Source organism: Rhodococcus sp. OK611 (assembly GCF_003050885.1).
Classification (GTDB): domain Bacteria; phylum Actinomycetota; class Actinomycetes; order Mycobacteriales; family Mycobacteriaceae; genus Rhodococcus_G; species Rhodococcus_G oryzae.
This window is the reverse complement of the sequence record NZ_QAOZ01000023.1, coordinates 109,391-123,905: the sequence shown is the minus strand read 5'-3', so window position 1 is coordinate 123,905 and position 14,515 is coordinate 109,391. Positions and strand designations below refer to the sequence as shown.

The 14,515-nt window shown below is 67.5% G+C and carries 15 protein-coding genes; 4 read left to right on the top strand and 11 right to left on the bottom strand.

The window, feature by feature from the left end; all coding sequences use genetic code 11:
* Positions 1–677: DUF222 domain-containing protein (locus C8K38_RS25210; RefSeq protein ID WP_143548525.1), on the bottom strand; the 677-nt coding region annotated here is incomplete at its 3' end.
* A 111-nt stretch (positions 678–788) separates the two neighbouring features.
* On the opposite strand from C8K38_RS25210, the gene C8K38_RS25205 reads away from it, so the two are divergent.
* Together C8K38_RS25205 and C8K38_RS25200 are read left to right on the top strand one after the other, a co-directional pair.
* Positions 789–1,409 carry a DUF4232 domain-containing protein gene (locus tag C8K38_RS25205; protein ID WP_097214086.1) on the top strand — a complete coding sequence of 207 codons (621 nt, stop codon included), beginning with the start codon at positions 789–791 and terminating at the stop codon, positions 1,407–1,409.
* 86 nt (positions 1,410–1,495) lie between these two features.
* Positions 1,496–2,866 carry an FAD-binding oxidoreductase gene (locus C8K38_RS25200; protein WP_097214109.1) on the top strand — a complete coding sequence of 457 codons (1,371 nt, stop codon included), beginning with the start codon at positions 1,496–1,498 and terminating at the stop codon, positions 2,864–2,866.
* A gap of 9 nt (positions 2,867–2,875) precedes the next feature.
* On the opposite strand, the gene C8K38_RS25195 is transcribed toward C8K38_RS25200, so the two are convergent.
* The 4 genes from C8K38_RS25195 to C8K38_RS25180 all read right to left on the bottom strand — a co-directional run bounded on the left by C8K38_RS25195 (position 2,876) and on the right by C8K38_RS25180 (position 4,883).
* Positions 2,876–3,256, bottom strand: coding sequence for a hypothetical protein (locus C8K38_RS25195; RefSeq protein ID WP_097214085.1), 381 nt, complete (start codon positions 3,254–3,256; stop codon positions 2,876–2,878).
* A gap of 47 nt (positions 3,257–3,303) precedes the next feature.
* On the bottom strand, positions 3,304–3,789 hold the full coding sequence (locus C8K38_RS25190; protein WP_258195901.1) for a DUF3558 domain-containing protein: 486 nt from the start codon (positions 3,787–3,789) through the stop codon (positions 3,304–3,306).
* Positions 3,790–3,918: 129 nt separating this feature from the next.
* Positions 3,919–4,302, bottom strand: a complete 384-nt coding sequence (locus C8K38_RS25185) for a hypothetical protein (RefSeq protein ID WP_257017813.1) — start codon at positions 4,300–4,302, stop codon at positions 3,919–3,921.
* A gap of 38 nt (positions 4,303–4,340) precedes the next feature.
* A complete protein-coding gene (locus tag C8K38_RS25180; RefSeq protein ID WP_257017812.1) occupies positions 4,341–4,883 on the bottom strand; it encodes a DUF3558 domain-containing protein in 543 nt (180 codons plus the stop codon).
* A 185-nt stretch (positions 4,884–5,068) separates the two neighbouring features.
* Between C8K38_RS25180 and C8K38_RS25175 the strand changes: the two genes are divergently transcribed.
* Together C8K38_RS25175 and C8K38_RS25170 are read left to right on the top strand one after the other, a co-directional pair.
* On the top strand, positions 5,069–6,127 hold the full coding sequence (locus tag C8K38_RS25175) for a TY-Chap domain-containing protein (protein WP_097214083.1): 1,059 nt from the start codon (positions 5,069–5,071) through the stop codon (positions 6,125–6,127).
* A gap of 42 nt (positions 6,128–6,169) precedes the next feature.
* Positions 6,170–7,123, top strand: a complete 954-nt coding sequence (locus C8K38_RS25170; protein ID WP_097214082.1) for a GTP pyrophosphokinase — start codon at positions 6,170–6,172, stop codon at positions 7,121–7,123.
* A 1-nt stretch (position 7,124) separates the two neighbouring features.
* On the opposite strand, the gene C8K38_RS25165 is transcribed toward C8K38_RS25170, so the two are convergent.
* The 6 genes from C8K38_RS25165 to C8K38_RS25140 all read right to left on the bottom strand — a co-directional run bounded on the left by C8K38_RS25165 (position 7,125) and on the right by C8K38_RS25140 (position 14,378).
* Positions 7,125–8,516 carry a cytochrome P450 gene (locus C8K38_RS25165; RefSeq protein WP_257017811.1) on the bottom strand — a complete coding sequence of 464 codons (1,392 nt, stop codon included), beginning with the start codon at positions 8,514–8,516 and terminating at the stop codon, positions 7,125–7,127.
* A 16-nt stretch (positions 8,517–8,532) separates the two neighbouring features.
* Positions 8,533–9,540 (bottom strand): pyridoxal phosphate-dependent aminotransferase, encoded by a 1,008-nt coding sequence (locus C8K38_RS25160; protein WP_097214106.1) that lies wholly within the window; start codon positions 9,538–9,540, stop codon positions 8,533–8,535.
* Between the two features lie 17 nt (positions 9,541–9,557).
* On the bottom strand, positions 9,558–10,595 hold the full coding sequence (locus C8K38_RS25155) for a 3-oxoacyl-ACP synthase III family protein (RefSeq protein ID WP_257017810.1): 1,038 nt from the start codon (positions 10,593–10,595) through the stop codon (positions 9,558–9,560).
* A gap of 20 nt (positions 10,596–10,615) precedes the next feature.
* The gene (locus C8K38_RS25150) at positions 10,616–11,290 is read right to left on the bottom strand and encodes an SRPBCC family protein (RefSeq protein WP_257017809.1); all 675 of its coding nucleotides are present in this window, start codon (positions 11,288–11,290) and stop codon (positions 10,616–10,618) included.
* A 14-nt stretch (positions 11,291–11,304) separates the two neighbouring features.
* Positions 11,305–12,975 (bottom strand): thiamine pyrophosphate-binding protein, encoded by a 1,671-nt coding sequence (locus tag C8K38_RS25145; RefSeq protein ID WP_097214080.1) that lies wholly within the window; start codon positions 12,973–12,975, stop codon positions 11,305–11,307.
* A 260-nt stretch (positions 12,976–13,235) separates the two neighbouring features.
* Positions 13,236–14,378: a patatin-like phospholipase family protein gene (locus tag C8K38_RS25140; RefSeq protein ID WP_097214079.1), complete on the bottom strand. Its 1,143-nt coding sequence runs from the start codon at positions 14,376–14,378 to the stop codon at positions 13,236–13,238.
* Between the last annotated feature and the right edge of the window lie 137 nt (positions 14,379–14,515).

The following is a 14,515-nucleotide window of genomic DNA, read 5'->3' as shown; positions in this document are numbered from 1 at the left end:
GCTCTCTTCTTGTCCCCGTTGAGGATCTGATCGAGCGCCTTCGCGCGGCGGGCGAGGGTGGTGGAGTCTTCGGTGCGGGCGGCGTAGAGGAGGTACCGGGCGCAGGCCTCGGACCGTGTGACGTCGGGCCCGAAGATCACCGACTCGATGTCCGGCTCGTCAGCGGCCTCGGCGCCATCTCCGTCGGCGCGGTGCGCATCGCCTTCGCCATCGTCACCGTTCGGGGCGGCATCCCCGTCAGCTTCGGTTTGGGTGTCACCGGGTTCGCCGGAGCTCTCCCCAGCCTTCGCGGCAGCGTTCAGGCCTGCCGGGTCGTCTCCGTCCGGGACCTTCGCGAGGAGTTCGACGATCACGCGGACCTGGTCGCAGTCGGTCCTGCCTGCATCAAAGGAGGCGGCAACCTCCGGATGCTCCGCCAGCCCCCGCCCGAGCCGGACGATCTTGTTCGCCTGGCCCGGCGTCATGGTGGTCGCGCCCGCGAGCCAGTTGCCGGGCGATGAGGCCCCCGCCTGTTCGGCCACACAGCGCTGGTCGACCTGGTGCATGAGGCGCACCCGCAGCGCCTCGAGTTGCCGCATTCGCAGCGAGAGCGCGGGAAGCAGCCGCAGAAGTTCGGCATCAGCGAGCTGCCATGCGGCCACATCCAGTGGCGCGATGAGCATCTCGTCCAGATCCATATTCGAAGCCTACTAGAACATACGTTCGAAAGATAGGAATCGGAGCAATCCATCGAAGATCGATCAAGGCACTAGGATTTGCGATGTCGATGCCGAAACGGAGGGGATGACATGACCCGTACCCGGATTGTCGCCGTACTGCTCGCCACCTCGGCCCTGACGCTCGCCGCGTGCGATTCATCCAGCACCGAGGGCAACCCGACGGCCGCGCCCGCACCGAGCCCCACCACGACCTCCAGCGAGGCGCCGCCGGTGGACACCACGGCCGCCGGTCCCCTGCCGCCCACCACCGCTCCGGATAATCCGAACACCTGCGCGGCCACCGAGCTGATGCTCACCACGGGCCAGGTCGAGGGCGCGGCCGGGTCGACCATGATCCCGCTGGTGTTCACCAATATCGGCGGCCGCACCTGCCTGCTCGACGGCTTCCCCGGCGTCTCCTATGTCGCCGAGGAGCACGGCCCGGAGATCGGCGCGCCTGCCACCCGGTCCGGCGCCGGCCAGGGACCGGTGGAGCTCACCTCGAACGGCAAGGCGACCGCGCAGGTGCGGGCGATCCAGGTCGCAAACTACCCGCCCGAGCTGTGCGATCCGACCCCGGTCACCGGTCTGCGGGTGTTCCCGCCGAACGCGTACGCCTCGCTGTTCCTCCCGATGCCGGGAACGGGGTGCGCGAAGACCGCACCGGAGGTCACTCAGCTCGAGGTCACGGCGGTGGTCGCGGGCGGGTAGGCGCCCGCACGTTCGGAGTACGGCCGTTGCCCGCTGAGTCGGAAACATCCGACGACATCGGCGGGATTCGGAGCATGATGGGTGGCATGTCGACCGCCGACCTCACCGAGCTCGTCGCCGCGCTGCCCGACGGTGCGGTGCTCACCGATCCGGACCTGACGGAGGGCTACCGCCAGGACTGGGCGGCGGACCCGAACGCCGGGCGCCCGCTGGCGGTGGTCCGCGCGACGTGCACCGAGGACGTCCAGGCCGTGATGCGGTGGGCGTCGGCGCACAGGGTGCCCGTGGTGCCTCGCGGTGCCGGGTCCGGGTTGTCCGGAGGTTCCACCGCGGTCAACGGCGGCATCGTGCTCACCACCGAGCGGATGCGAGAGATCAGCGTCGACCCGGTCACCCGGATCGCGGTGGCGCAGCCAGGCCTGTTCAACGCGGAGGTGAAGAAGGCCGCCGCCGAGCACGGGCTCTGGTATCCGCCCGATCCGTCCTCGTTCGAGATCTGTTCCATCGGCGGGAACGCGGCGACCAATGCGGGCGGTCTGTGCTGCGTGAAGTACGGCGTCACCACCGACTACGTGCTCGGCATGCAGGTGGTGCTCGCCGACGGCACCGCGGTGCGGCTCGGCGGCCCGCGCCTCAAGGACGTCGCCGGGCTCTCGCTCACCAAGCTGTTCGTCGGCAGCGAGGGCACCCTCGGGATCATCACCGAACTGACGCTGCGGCTGATCCCCGCGCAGCCGCCCGCCTCGACCGTGGTGGCGTCGTTTGGTTCGGTGCAGGACGCGGCCGACGCGGTCCTCGCGATCACCAGGAACCTGCGGCCCGCGATGCTCGAGTTCATGGACCGCGCCAGCATCAACGCGGTCGAGGACTCCGTGCACATGGGCCTCGACCGGAAGGCGCGCGCGCTGCTGCTCGCGCAGTCCGACGCTCCGGGCGCGGTTGCCGCGGAGGAGATCGCGGCGATGGTTGCGGCCTGCGAAAAGCACGGCGCCACTGAGGTGTTCGCCACGGACGACCCCGACGAGGGCGAGGCGTTCACGGTGGCCCGGCGGTCGGTGTTCCCGGCCGTGCAGGCTCTGGGCAGCCTGCTGCTCGAGGACGTCGGCGTGCCGATGGACGCGCTGCCGCGCCTGATCACCGGCGTCGAGCAGATCGCCGACGATTGCGACGTGCTGATCTGCGTGGTCGCGCACGCGGGCGACGGGAACACGCATCCGCTGATCGTGTTCGACCCCACCGACCCAGATGAAGCGGATCGGGCGCAGCGCGCCTTCGGCCTGGTGATGGACCTGGCGATCGCGTTGGGCGGCACAATCACCGGCGAGCACGGGGTGGGTCGACTCAAGCGCGACTGGCTACCGAGTCAGCTGGGCGAGGACGTGATGGAGCTGAACCGGCGGATCAAGACCGCGCTGGACCCGGACGGGATCCTGAACCCGGGCGCGGTGCTCAAGTAGGTCTGCCGGTCAGAGCGGGGATCCGGCGCTGTTGATGCCGGCGGTGCCGCGTTCCTCCGAGGCGGAGTACATGGCCTCGATCTTCTCGAACGTCTGCTGCATCTCTTGGACCACGGTGATGTGGTCGTCAATTGCCTGGACCATCGAATAGTCTCCGCCGGCCGCCTTCTTCCCAAACTTGGCCGCGAGATCGATGCCAGACTGCAAACGGTCGCCGAATCCATCAACGATCGACAGCGCAGTTGCGTCGTCCTTGAGGAGAACCAACTTGGCTCTGAACTCGGAACACCGCTTCGCACAGAGCCCCGCAACGCCGGGTTCAAGATACAGATTGCCTGAATCGACAGCGCCCCCGAGCGCAGACCACGGAGAGTTCATCTCTTCGGACATTCTGACCTCAGTTCTCACGGAGTGTTATTGCAGCGCGGATTGCCGTGCTAGCGCGGGACTATGGGCTCGAGTTCGGTCGCGGTTTGTAGGGCTATCGCGCAGGGTTCTTCGGCGCGGGAGTCACCGAGACTTGTGTTGATTCTGACTAGCACCGTTCCCCCGCCCGAGGCGAAGGCAATATCGCAAGTCTCGCGAGCTGTGTCCGCGACCTCGCGGTATGAGACCGCATCGCGACCGCCTAGCTCCAGCGGGGCGAAATCAGTGTTTTGTTCATTGGACCGGACCTCGTCCATCGTCCGCACAGTCGAAAACACCCTCAAGATATGTTCGGGCCCGTTCCAACGACAGATCTCCCAGCCAGGCTGCTTGGCACCGAGAATGTCCTTCGACTCGGTCGCCGGGTCCACGCCGACTGTTCGCAGCGCCTCGTCAGGAATGTCATCGCACGGACTGAACACCGGCTGACCGACCCCGGTCCCGACCGCCTCGGCCTCCCCTGCCACGGTCTCCGAACCACACCCGGCCAGAACCACCGCTCCACAAACAAGTCCGACCCCGGCCAGACTCCGCAACTGCACCCGCACCAGACACTCCCCACTCCCGGCCGATCGATACCGGTCCACCCTAGATAGACGCACTAACGCACCAAGCGGTTCCGTGTTTCAGCGGTCAAGCGGCGCGCCCGCGCTGTCGATGCCTGAGGAGTTTCGCTCCTCCGAGGCGGTGTACATGGCGTCGACCCTCTCGAAGACCTGCTGCATCTGCTGAACAATCGTGATGTGGTCGACGATCGCCTGGTCGAGCGAATAGTCGCCGCCGACAGCCTTCTTCCCAAACTTCGCGGCGAGAGTAATGCCGGACTGAAGGTTGCCCAAACCGTCAATCGTCGCCAGGTTCATCGCGTTGTCCTTCAACGCCTCGAGCTGCACGGCAAACTCGGCGCACCGCTGGGCGCACCGGCGAGCGACGCCCGGATTGAGATAGAGATCCCCGGAATCGACCATCGAGCCAAGTGGCTGCCACTGTGAATCTGAGTTGCTGAGCACTTCAACCCTCCATTAGATGACCCAATTTGCGAGGCGGACTAGCGCGGAATTGCGGGCTCCAGTTGCCGCGCTGTGGTCACCGCGGTCTGACACGGGCCCTCGACGGGCTGAACACCCGTGTTGAGGCTGATTCGTACCAGAACCGAGCCATCCCCCGAGCTCACCGCAACATCGCAGTTCTCGCGACGACCATCGGACACTTCCCGATACGAGAACGCCTCACGATCTCCGATTGTCTGGGCCTCGAAATCTGTATTGCGTGTGTTCGAGCGAATATCGTCCATCGAGCGGTCGGTCGCGAAGACAGTGAGTGAGGGTCCAGTCCCGAGCCCGGCCCAACGACAGATGTTCCATCCCGGCTGCTTAACACCGAGGATGTCCTTCGATTCGGTCGCCGGGTCCATTCCCACGGCAAGCAAAACCTCGTCCGGAATGTCATCGCACGGACTGAACACCGGCTCCCCCGCACCAGCCCCGACCGCCTCGGCCTCCCCCGCGACGCTCTCCGAACCACACCCGACCAGCACCAACGCACCACAAACCAGACCGAACCCGGCCAGACCCCGCAAATGCAACCGCACCCGACACTCCCCACTCCCGGCCGATCGATACCGGTCCACCCTAGATAGACGCAGCGACCCGCTCATCGGTTCCACCGTGCGGCCGGATCGAGATGTCCCCGCCGGGCTCGCTTCCCGGACATCGTCGGACCCTCGCGATAGGTTTGCTGATGTCAGGGGTTCCACGACACGCGACAGGGGGAACGATGACCGAGAGTTTCGACGACAGGATCGAGCAGGCCTGGGCCGACTTCCAGTTGGTCCTCGCCGACCATGTCGCTGCCATGGTCGACGACGACCTGCTCGCGTTGGAGCTGGGCGAGGAGTCCTCGGTGGAGGGCTTCGTTCCGTGTGTGCAGTTCCTGGCATGGGGCGGCGACCAGGTGCGATGCGAGGTCCCGTCCAACGCGTACCTCGATCCCCGGCACCGGCTGTCCCCCGCGGACGAGGCGCGGCTGGTCGAGCTGGGCTGGCATCGCCCCACCCGCGCGCCCGAGGACGAGCCGGATGCGGGATCGCCGGCGTTCTTCGTCGACAAGGCCGCGAACTGGGCCGATCAGCTCGCCGCGATGGCGATCACCGTGTTCCGGGAGACGTGGAGCGTGCCGCATCCGAGCTTCCTGCGGACCGAGGCGGTCGGCACCCTGGAGGCGCTCGAGTTCGAACCGGACCTGCCGGACGAGGAGTCGTTCGCGCTGGACCTCGGCGCCGCGGTGGTCCCGCGCGACGACGAGCACCTCTACGAGCTGGTCGGGCTGACCCTGACCCGCCTCTTCGACGAGCCGCCCGGCGACGACGGCCACAGCGACTTCATGCTCGCCCTGGGCCGGGTGGTCGGGTTCGTCGGGCCGCACCTCGACGGCGGCGAGGTGCAGGTGCGGGTGCCGCTGGTGCGCGAGGTCAGCGACCGGACCCGGGCCAGCGAGCTGATCGCCGACCTGAACCGCAGGTGGCCGCACCTGAAGTTCACCCTGGCGACGGACCGCGTCGAGGCGTGGGCAGCCGTGCTCGCGAATCCGTATGTCCCGCAGCACCTCATCGATATGCTCGAGCAGCTGTTCTCGTTCGCACAGACCGTGGACGACGGGTTCGCGGCGCGGTTCGGCGGGCGGCTGGAGGGCTTCCCGGAGCCCGACCCCGTGCCGATGGAGGTCGACCACGGGGAGCTCACCACCCCTCCCCCCGCGCCGGCCCCGAAACCGCTTCGGCAGATGGAGTTGTTCACCGACCCCGGTGAGCAGACCCTGTTCGACGAGCCGAGCTGACGGGCCCACGCCCACCTGTACACCCTGAACCCGGATCGGATCATGCGCACCAAGAAGAAGTCGGACAACGTCGCGGCGCTGGTCAACCAGCTCTACCGAGAGCGCGAACGCGCGTGGGCCGCGGCGCTGGTGACCGCCCAGACGTTCCTCGACACCCTCGCCGACGACGTGCTCGAGGACCTCGACCGCGACCGGCTCAACGCCAAGACCGCCCGGATCAAGGATCGCGAGCGCACCGCGGACAAGGTCCGGCGCCGGGTCGCCGAGGGCCAGATGGCCCGGCCCACCACCACCGAGGACATCGCGGACGCCATCCACGACCTGGTCGGGATCAAGGTGCTGTGCAAGACGCCGCGGGACCTTTCCGCGTTCACCGAGAAGCTGTACGAGGCCTGCACCTCGCCCGCCTGCTCGGTGCGCCTGGCCGTTCCGCCGCGGGACTACGTGGCCAATCCCAAGGACAGCGGCTACCGGGCCTATCACGCGGTCCTGATGATCAAGGTCGCCACCCACGAGGGCGACCTGGGCGTCAAGGTCGAGGTGCAGGTGAAGACGCTGCTGCAGGACGCGTGGGGCGAGCTGACCCACGAGGACATGTACAAGCCGGGTAAGGCACTCAAGCCCAACGAGTTTCACCAGGACGTGGCGCGGCAGATGGCCCAGCTGCTGGACAACGTGGACTCCATGGCCGACTTGCTCGCGGCCGAGCTCGACCGGCAGACGGCGCAGCTCGACGCCGACCCGGACGGGACGGCGCCGGAGGGTTCGGAGGAGCCGACGGTCTACGCGCGGGTCACCCGGACCGGCCCGCGCTACGCCCTCGCCGTCACCCTCGACGGCCGACAGGGCCTCATCCCGGCGCGCTCGGTCCGCAGGCTCGTGGGGTCGAGCGCCCGGATCAACGTCAGCGATTACCTCGATGTCGGCGACATGGTCGACGTCCGGGTCGAGGAGACCGATACCGCGCTGTACTACCATCCGGTCGCGCTGAGCTGACTCAGCGGGGACGGTGCGGCACCCGCTGCGCGACTGACCCGTCCCGCTGGTGCCGTAGGCCAACCACTTCGAACCTGATCGGTCGGCGCGGTCCGGTTGCGATGTTGTGCGGGGCAGACACGGGGGGCGGTCGGTGTCGGTCCCGCTCCGGCAGCGCCAGTGTGACCCGTGACAGGATCGTCGCCAGCACGATCGGCATCTCGTACTCCGCCAGTGCGGATCCGATGCACCGTCGATGTGCTCCGCCGAAGGGGGCGAACTCGAATGGGCTGTAGCGCCGCTCCTCGAAGCGTCCCGGATCGAACTGGTCGGGCCGTTCCCAGACGTCGGGGTGCGTGTGCAGGAGCGGCAGCGCGATACCGACCGTTCGACCCTTGGCTACCGGGACGCCGCACACGGTGAGCGGCCCGGTCAGTCGGCGCAGCGCGATCGGCACCGGCGGGTGCAGCCGCAGCGTTTCCTTGCACACAGCGTCCAGGTAGGGCAACCGGGCCAGTTCGTCGGGCGCCGCCGTCGGGCCCACGTCCCGCAGCTCGGCAACCACCTGCTCCATGATCGCGGGGTACCGGTGCAGATGGAACAACGCCCAGCACACCGAAGTCGCGGTCGTCTCGTGCCCGGCGACCAGCAAGGTGCGGAGTTCCTCGCGCAGCTCGGCGTCGTCGATCCGCGATCCGTCGTCATAGGTCGCGGCGAGCAACATGCTCAGAATGTCCACCCGGTCGTTCTCGGGGCTCGCGCGCCGGTGCTCGATGTCCTCGGTCAGCAACGCATCGAATCTCTCGCGCGCGCGGACGAATCGATCCCAGGGCGCGCGTCCGAACACGCCGCGGCGTAGCGGTGGAACGAACATCAGCGGGACGGTGTAGGCGGCGAGGAAACCGGCGACCACCCGGATGTACTCGGCGGGGCGGTCGGTGCCGGAGAGTCCGAACACTGCCTCCAGGATCACGCGCAGGGTGATGGCCCGCAGGGCGGACCGCGAGTCGACGGTGCGTCCCGGAATCCAATTGCCGATCTCATCGAGCGTCGAGTCGCGGATGATCTCGCCGTACGCCCGCATCCGCTGCCCGTGGAACGGTGGTGTCAGCAATTTCCGTTCCCGGCGGTGCCGCTCGCCGGAAATCAAGATCAGCGACGCATCCCCGACCAGCGGCGCGATCGGATTCGGCGTGGGGGGTTCGACCAGATCGACAGGCGCACGAAAGATGTCGCGGGCACCCATGGGATCCCCGGTGAAGAGGATCGGCGGGAAGCCGGGAAACCGCACCTCGAACGGGTCACCGTCGCGGTCGCGCCGCCACCGGAAGTAGCGATCGGGATCGGTTCCGGCGGTGAGCGCGCGAACCGCACCGAGCCCGGCCGCATTCAACCGCGAAGCGCGCGGAAGCATCATCGACACGATCAGCTCACATCGTCCGAAGTGCCCGCAGCACCGCGCGGCCGGCGGCGGGGTCGCCGACCGTGATGCGGGCGCTGCCGTCGGGGTAGGACTTGGCCACTATGCCCGCGCGCTGCAGCGCGTCCGCGGTACGCGGCCCGCTCAGGTAGAGGAAGTTGGCGTGACTGGACGGCACCCGAAGTCCATGCTGCTGCAGCCGGTTCCGCAACCGTTCGCGTTCGGCGATGATCCGGGCGACCCGGGCCTGCAGTTCGTCCTCCGCCGCATAGGATGCGGTCACCGCCGCCACCGCCGCGCAGCTCATTCCGAACGGCAATTGTCGGCGTCGCACGCGCGCCACCAGGTCGTCGGCTCCGAATGCGTAGCCGATGCGCAACCCGGCCAGCCCGAACGCCTTCGAAAATGTCCGCAGCACCAACACATTGGGGTGACGGCGGATGATGTCGTGCACGTCGAGCGCGTCGGCGACGACGAACTCGACGTAGGCCTCGTCGAGGATCACCACCACCCGCTGGGGAATCGAGGACAGGAACATCTCCAGGTCCGCCGCGGAGACCAGGGTGCCGGTGGGGTTGTGCGGTCGGCACAGCACCACCAGCCCGGTGCGATCGTCGACCGCCTCGCTCATCGCGTGTAGTTCTTGGCGACCACAGTGGTCGAGCGGCACGGTCACCGCGGGCGTGCCGATCATGTCGGCCATGATCGGGTAGCCATCGAACGTGGGTGTCGCGAACACCATGGATCCGCCGTCGCGGATCGCGGTCTGCATGATCTGCATCGCCACTCCGGTGGCGCCCGGTCCGACGACGACCTGGGTCGGCTGCACGCCGATCCGCTGCGCGATGATCTGCGGCAGTCGTTGCGGTAGAAACTCCGGGTACCGATTCGCCTGGGCCATCTGTTCGTACAGCGCTGCCAGCACCGATGGCAACGGCGGGAACGGGTTTTCGCTCAGCCCGAGCTCGAATTGGCGCGCCGGGCGGGTCCGGCCGCCCGCCACCGACGGCGTCGGCATCTTCGCGACGTCGCCGGTCATGTCGTCGGTCCCGCTCCCCAGCGGACGGCCGCGGCACCGGCGAAGTCGCCTGCGTGGGCGAATGCGGCCATCAACACCAGTGACCCGTTGCCGATGCGCCCGTCGCGGTTGGCGGTGTCCAGTGTCACCGGAATGCCTGCGCCGAACAGGTTTCCGCATTCGTCGAAGGTGTCCGGATGCTGCTCGGGGGTCAGCTGCATGGCCTCGCGCCAGTTCCGCAGGAACAGCCGGTTGGGTTGGTTGGTGACGAGGGTGTCGACCTCGGTGGACTGCACTCCGATCCGGTCGCAGACTGCCAGCGCGACCTCCGGCACCAGTCGGTTGCCGCGGGCGAACACCTTGGTGATCTTGGACTCGGTGAACCCCACGCAGACCTGCCCGCGGCCCGGCTCCCAGTACTTGCGATCGGAGACCGGAACTGCCTCGAAGGTCATGTCGCCGCCGAACTCCGGATGGGTGCGGCATTCGATGCCCAGGATCGGCGCGTCGTCGGATTTGGTCAGCAGGCCGACCCCGCAGCCGTCGCCGGGGACCGGGGCGTGCGCCAGCCCGCGGATCGCGGTCTGGGTGAAGACCTGTCCCGCACAGTTCTGGGTCGCGGCGATCAACGCCGTTGTGGCATCGGTACTCTGCAGGATGGTCTGGGCCAGCGCCATCATCTGCACGAACGACGCGCAGCCGCTGTTGTGCACGTCGATCACCCAGTCCGGTCGCAGCCCCAACCGGCGGGCCACCTCCGGGCCGCTTCCCAGGACGGGATTGTCGGGCAGCTGGGTGTGGGTGAGCAGCACATCCACGTTGGAGATCGCGTCCGCGCCGTGCCTGTCGATCAGCGGCGCCACCGCGCGCTCCACCATGTCGACCGCCGTCTCGTCACGGCCCACGTGGTGCCGATACCTCGGCGAGCGGAACATGACATTCTTCGCCATCCGGTCCGAGCGGGAGAATTGGGTGAAATACTCGGTGGGAACACGATTTTCCGGCAGGTAGCTGGCGACGTCGACCAGGCTGACCGCAGGCAGGGGCGCTGTCATAGGTGCATGCACTGTCATGGTCACTTCATCCACTCCGGCTTGATCGGTAGTCCGTGGGCGGCGCGGTACTCGCAGATGGCCTTGAGGTTGTCCATCTCCAACTGATGCCCGGCGGAGAACATGTCCCAGAAGTCGCCGACCCACACCGGGCGGTCCGCAGGCGCCGTCTCCGGGTAGGGGTTCTCGTCGTAGAACGGGTGGCGGCAGTTGTTCCACAGCACCACCGATCCGGGCGCGTTCAGCACCACCTCCGCGTCGACCACCCGCATCAGATAGATCATCCACAGGTGTTGGCCCTGGTCCCACGCGCAGTGGTAGTCCACCGTCATCGCGTCGGAATCGGTGACGGTGCGCACGAAGCACTTCGTCTGGTCGCCGAGTCTGTCCCGGGAGACCCATAGCCCGGTCTCGTCGGCTTCGGTGAACCCGCGGAGGCTGTAGGTCCACTCCTCCAGACACCGGGTGTCCGCAAGGTACTCGTACACCTGCCGCGGCGGCGCCGCGATGTAGGCGTTGACCGGGCAGAACCGGCCGAACACCTGCTCGTGCGGGTACACCGACCGCAGCATGTCCATGATGATCGGTGTGGTGGCATCCCTGTCGGAATTCTCGATCCGCAGGACACCCGGGATTTCGTCCTCGTTGATGTCGCTGAGAGCGGGAAGGGCTGTCGGGGCGGGAATATTGATGGTCACGAGTTCTCCTTTGATCAGGGGTGGGTCAGGAACGGCAGGAAAGGTGGCATCTCGTCGGGATCGCAGTCCACCGAGACGAACGACGGACCCTCGGTGTTGGCGCTGCGGGCCAGCGCGTCGGTCAGGTCGCCGACGCTTCGCGCGGCGAATGCCGACAGTGTCGGGAACATCGCCGCGATACCCTCGCCGAGCAGGGACGGCCGGAATCGGTTGAAGCTGTAGCGATTTCGGTAGAACAGGTGCTCGCGGGTCACGCACATGGCGTGCGCATTGTTGTTGAAAATGATGAACGTCACCGGCAGGTTGTGCTCGATCGCGGTGTGGATCTCCAGGCCGTGCATGAAGAACGCGCCGTCGCCGGCGATCACGAATGTCCTTCTGTTCCGAGTGAACGCCGAGCCGATCCCGGCGCCGAAGCTATAGCCCATGCCGCCCATCCCGAGGGCGACCACGAATCGCCCGCCGCGGGGCGCCGAAAGATGATGCACGACGGACGCGCCCGTGTTCCCGGCGTCCGCGAATACGTCCGACCCGGACGGCAGCATCGCGCCGATCGCCTCCACTGCCTCGCGGTAGCGAAGTCCCGGCCCCGAGGAGTCGGGCACCTCCAGCATCGTCAGGGCCTGAGGGGCTGCTGGTTCCGGTTCGCCGTCGGGGTGGAACACGGCCGCGAGGTCGGCCAGCGTCGAACCGAGGTTCATGCCGACCGCGTGTGTCGTGCGCAGATAGGGTGGTTCGGCGCCGATGCTGGCCACGGGCACCGCGGCCAGCGCCCCGTCGAGGCCGGCCCGCGCGGTCATCGGCATCCGGGTCCCCACCAGCAGACACAATGCCGATTGCCGTACGGCGTCGACGAGTTCGGCGTGGCCCATCGTGCCCGCGACACCGCAGAATCCGTGTTCGTCGGGGGTGTAGCAATCCTTCGCATCCGGTGCCACCCCGACCGCCGCGTCCAATGCGACGGCCAGTGCGCGCAGCTGTGCGCGGGCGTCGTTGCGCGCTACCTGATCGCCGACGACGAGCACGATTTTTCCGGTACTCCTGGCTGCGGCGATCATCTCGGTGACGCGGGCCAGCCCGATGCGATCGTGAACTACCCGGCGGGTGGGTGGGGTGAACCGGGGCACGGTCACGGTGGCTTGCTGAACATCTTTGGGTAACAACAGCACCACCGGCCCCCCGCGCCTGGCGGCGGATACCGCCCGCTGCAGGTGCTCGGCGATGTCCTCGGGCCGCTCGACCCGCGCGCAGTAGCGGGAGATTTCGGAGAACAACCGCACCGCGTCGATCGACCCGGCCCGGCCGCTGGAATCCTGGAATGCGCCATTGCCCTCCGACGCCGTCGATGGCTGACCGACGATGGCCAGCACCGGCACACGTGAGGTGAAGGATTCGGCCAGGCCGGCGACCAGGTTCATCGCGCCGCCGCCAGAGGTTGCGGCGACGACACCGAGCCCGCTCGTCGAGCGTGCATACCCGTCGGCCATCGTGACCGCGGAGAACTCGTGTTTCGCCACCACTCCGGTCATGCCAACGCCGGCATCGAAGATGGCGTCGTAGAGGTCCTCGATATTGGCGCCGTCCACCCCGAAGATGTGCCGAACTCCCAGCGCGGTCACGGCGTCGACTAGATAGTCGACGACCCGCCGCCGTGTGTTTCCGTGTCCTCGACCGCTCATGCCCATGCGTTGGTCCTCCCGAATGTTTCGGGCCCGTCCCTGGGCGACAGCCACACCTTGTTGTTGGGGTTACCCTCGAAAGCGCTGGGCCTGCCCAGAATCTTTGCCATTGCTAAGCTCCTTCGGGTTCCAGAGTCGCCCCAAACCATCAGCTCGACTAGGCACCCCAAGGTGCAAATCTCTACCCCTCGACGCGAGCGTCACGGGTTGACACAGGACGAACCGACGCTTCGATAGCGTGAGGCCGCGGTCGTGCGCGACGTGTCCTACCCGGATTCGACCAACTCGACGGCACGTCCGAGCTCCGCTGCCGCCTCAGTGAAGGCGGGGTCGAAGAAGAGGAAGCTGAGCAGATCGCCCCGGTCCGCCGCCTCGCCCCCGATCAGCCGGGCCAGCGCCCACAACGCCGGGTTCTGGGTGCCTCGCAGGCAGGCGAATTGTTCGCGGAAGACCCTGTCCGCGAGCGCGGCGATCTCACCGGCCCGGTCCAGGGAGGGACCCGCGAACGTGAAGTCGATTCGGTAGGGCTTGTCCGGATAGGGGTGGGCACGTTTGTTGCGGCGTTCGATCGCGCGCAGATCCTCGATCATGCGGTCGGCCAGCATGGCGCGCAGGGAGAGCGCCGCGGCCCCGAACACGTCGGGCTTCCCGGTGTGAGTGAGCTGTTCAGAAGGCAACCCGGTCGGCCAGGTGCTGGGGTGAGTCGCGACTACACCCAACTGGTTTACATCGAAGGCGATCGCGGGCTTCAGCGGCGTGTTCAGCAGCAACCCGCCGTCGACGTACCAACCGGACCAGCGCTGCGGCTCCTTCACCTGCACCGGGTGGAAGAGTCCCGGCACGGCAGAGGAGGCGAGCACATGCTCGACGCCGAGTGTCGTCTCCACGTACGTGATGTTGCGGCGTGGGTCGTACGGCGGCAGTTTCACCGAACAGTTCTTCTCCACGAACACGACAGTGCCCCGCGTCGCCACGGACGTCGCGGTCACCGCGACGGCGTCGATCGTTCCTTCGCGTATGTTCTCGTGCAGCCTGCCCCACGGCAGCTGCTCCAACAGCGTCGTACGAAGTCGCTCGGTGTCCAACAGACTCGGCAGTCGTACCGGCATTCCGGCGAGTTGCCCCAGATAGCGCAACCCGCTCCCGACGATGCTGCTCACCGGCTCGAAGACGTCGTCCAGGTTCAACGAACCCCACTGATGGACGACTTCTCCTGCCGCCGCCGAGAGTCCCAGGTCGAAGTAACCGCCGAGCCCGACCACGTTCAGGGCGCCCGCGCTGGTGCCTACCAGGATCGACGGCCGGGTGTGGTCCGCGGCCATCCGTTTCGCGAGCGTCGCCATCGCGCCTGCTTCGAACGCACCTCGTGCGCCCGCTCCCGCTACGACCAGCCCGATGCGTTCAGCCACGATCCGCCCCAATCGACGCACGCGTTTCGCCTCGCTGACTGACGGTACTCCCGCCGGCGCGACGACACGAGGACGGCGAACAGGAGTTCGGGCGGGCGCGCGACCTGCACTGTCTCCCCCACCGACTACCGTCTAGC

Bases quoted from the DNA above. Each gene is read 5' to 3' on its own strand.
- C8K38_RS25205 (WP_097214086.1), top strand. From the start codon at position 789: ATGACCCGTACCCGGATTGTCGCCGTACTGCTCGCCACCTCGGCCCTG.
- C8K38_RS25200 (WP_097214109.1), top strand. From the start codon at position 1,496: ATGTCGACCGCCGACCTCACCGAGCTCGTCGCCGCGCTGCCCGACGGT.
- C8K38_RS25195 (WP_097214085.1), bottom strand. From the start codon at position 3,256: ATGTCCGAAGAGATGAACTCTCCGTGGTCTGCGCTCGGGGGCGCTGTC.
- C8K38_RS25175 (WP_097214083.1), top strand. From the start codon at position 5,069: ATGACCGAGAGTTTCGACGACAGGATCGAGCAGGCCTGGGCCGACTTC.
- C8K38_RS25170 (WP_097214082.1), top strand. From the start codon at position 6,170: ATGCGCACCAAGAAGAAGTCGGACAACGTCGCGGCGCTGGTCAACCAG.
- C8K38_RS25165 (WP_257017811.1), bottom strand. From the start codon at position 8,516: ATGCTTCCGCGCGCTTCGCGGTTGAATGCGGCCGGGCTCGGTGCGGTT.
- C8K38_RS25160 (WP_097214106.1), bottom strand. From the start codon at position 9,540: ATGCCGACGCCGTCGGTGGCGGGCGGCCGGACCCGCCCGGCGCGCCAA.
- C8K38_RS25155 (WP_257017810.1), bottom strand. From the start codon at position 10,595: ATGACAGCGCCCCTGCCTGCGGTCAGCCTGGTCGACGTCGCCAGCTAC.
- C8K38_RS25145 (WP_097214080.1), bottom strand. From the start codon at position 12,975: ATGGGCATGAGCGGTCGAGGACACGGAAACACACGGCGGCGGGTCGTC.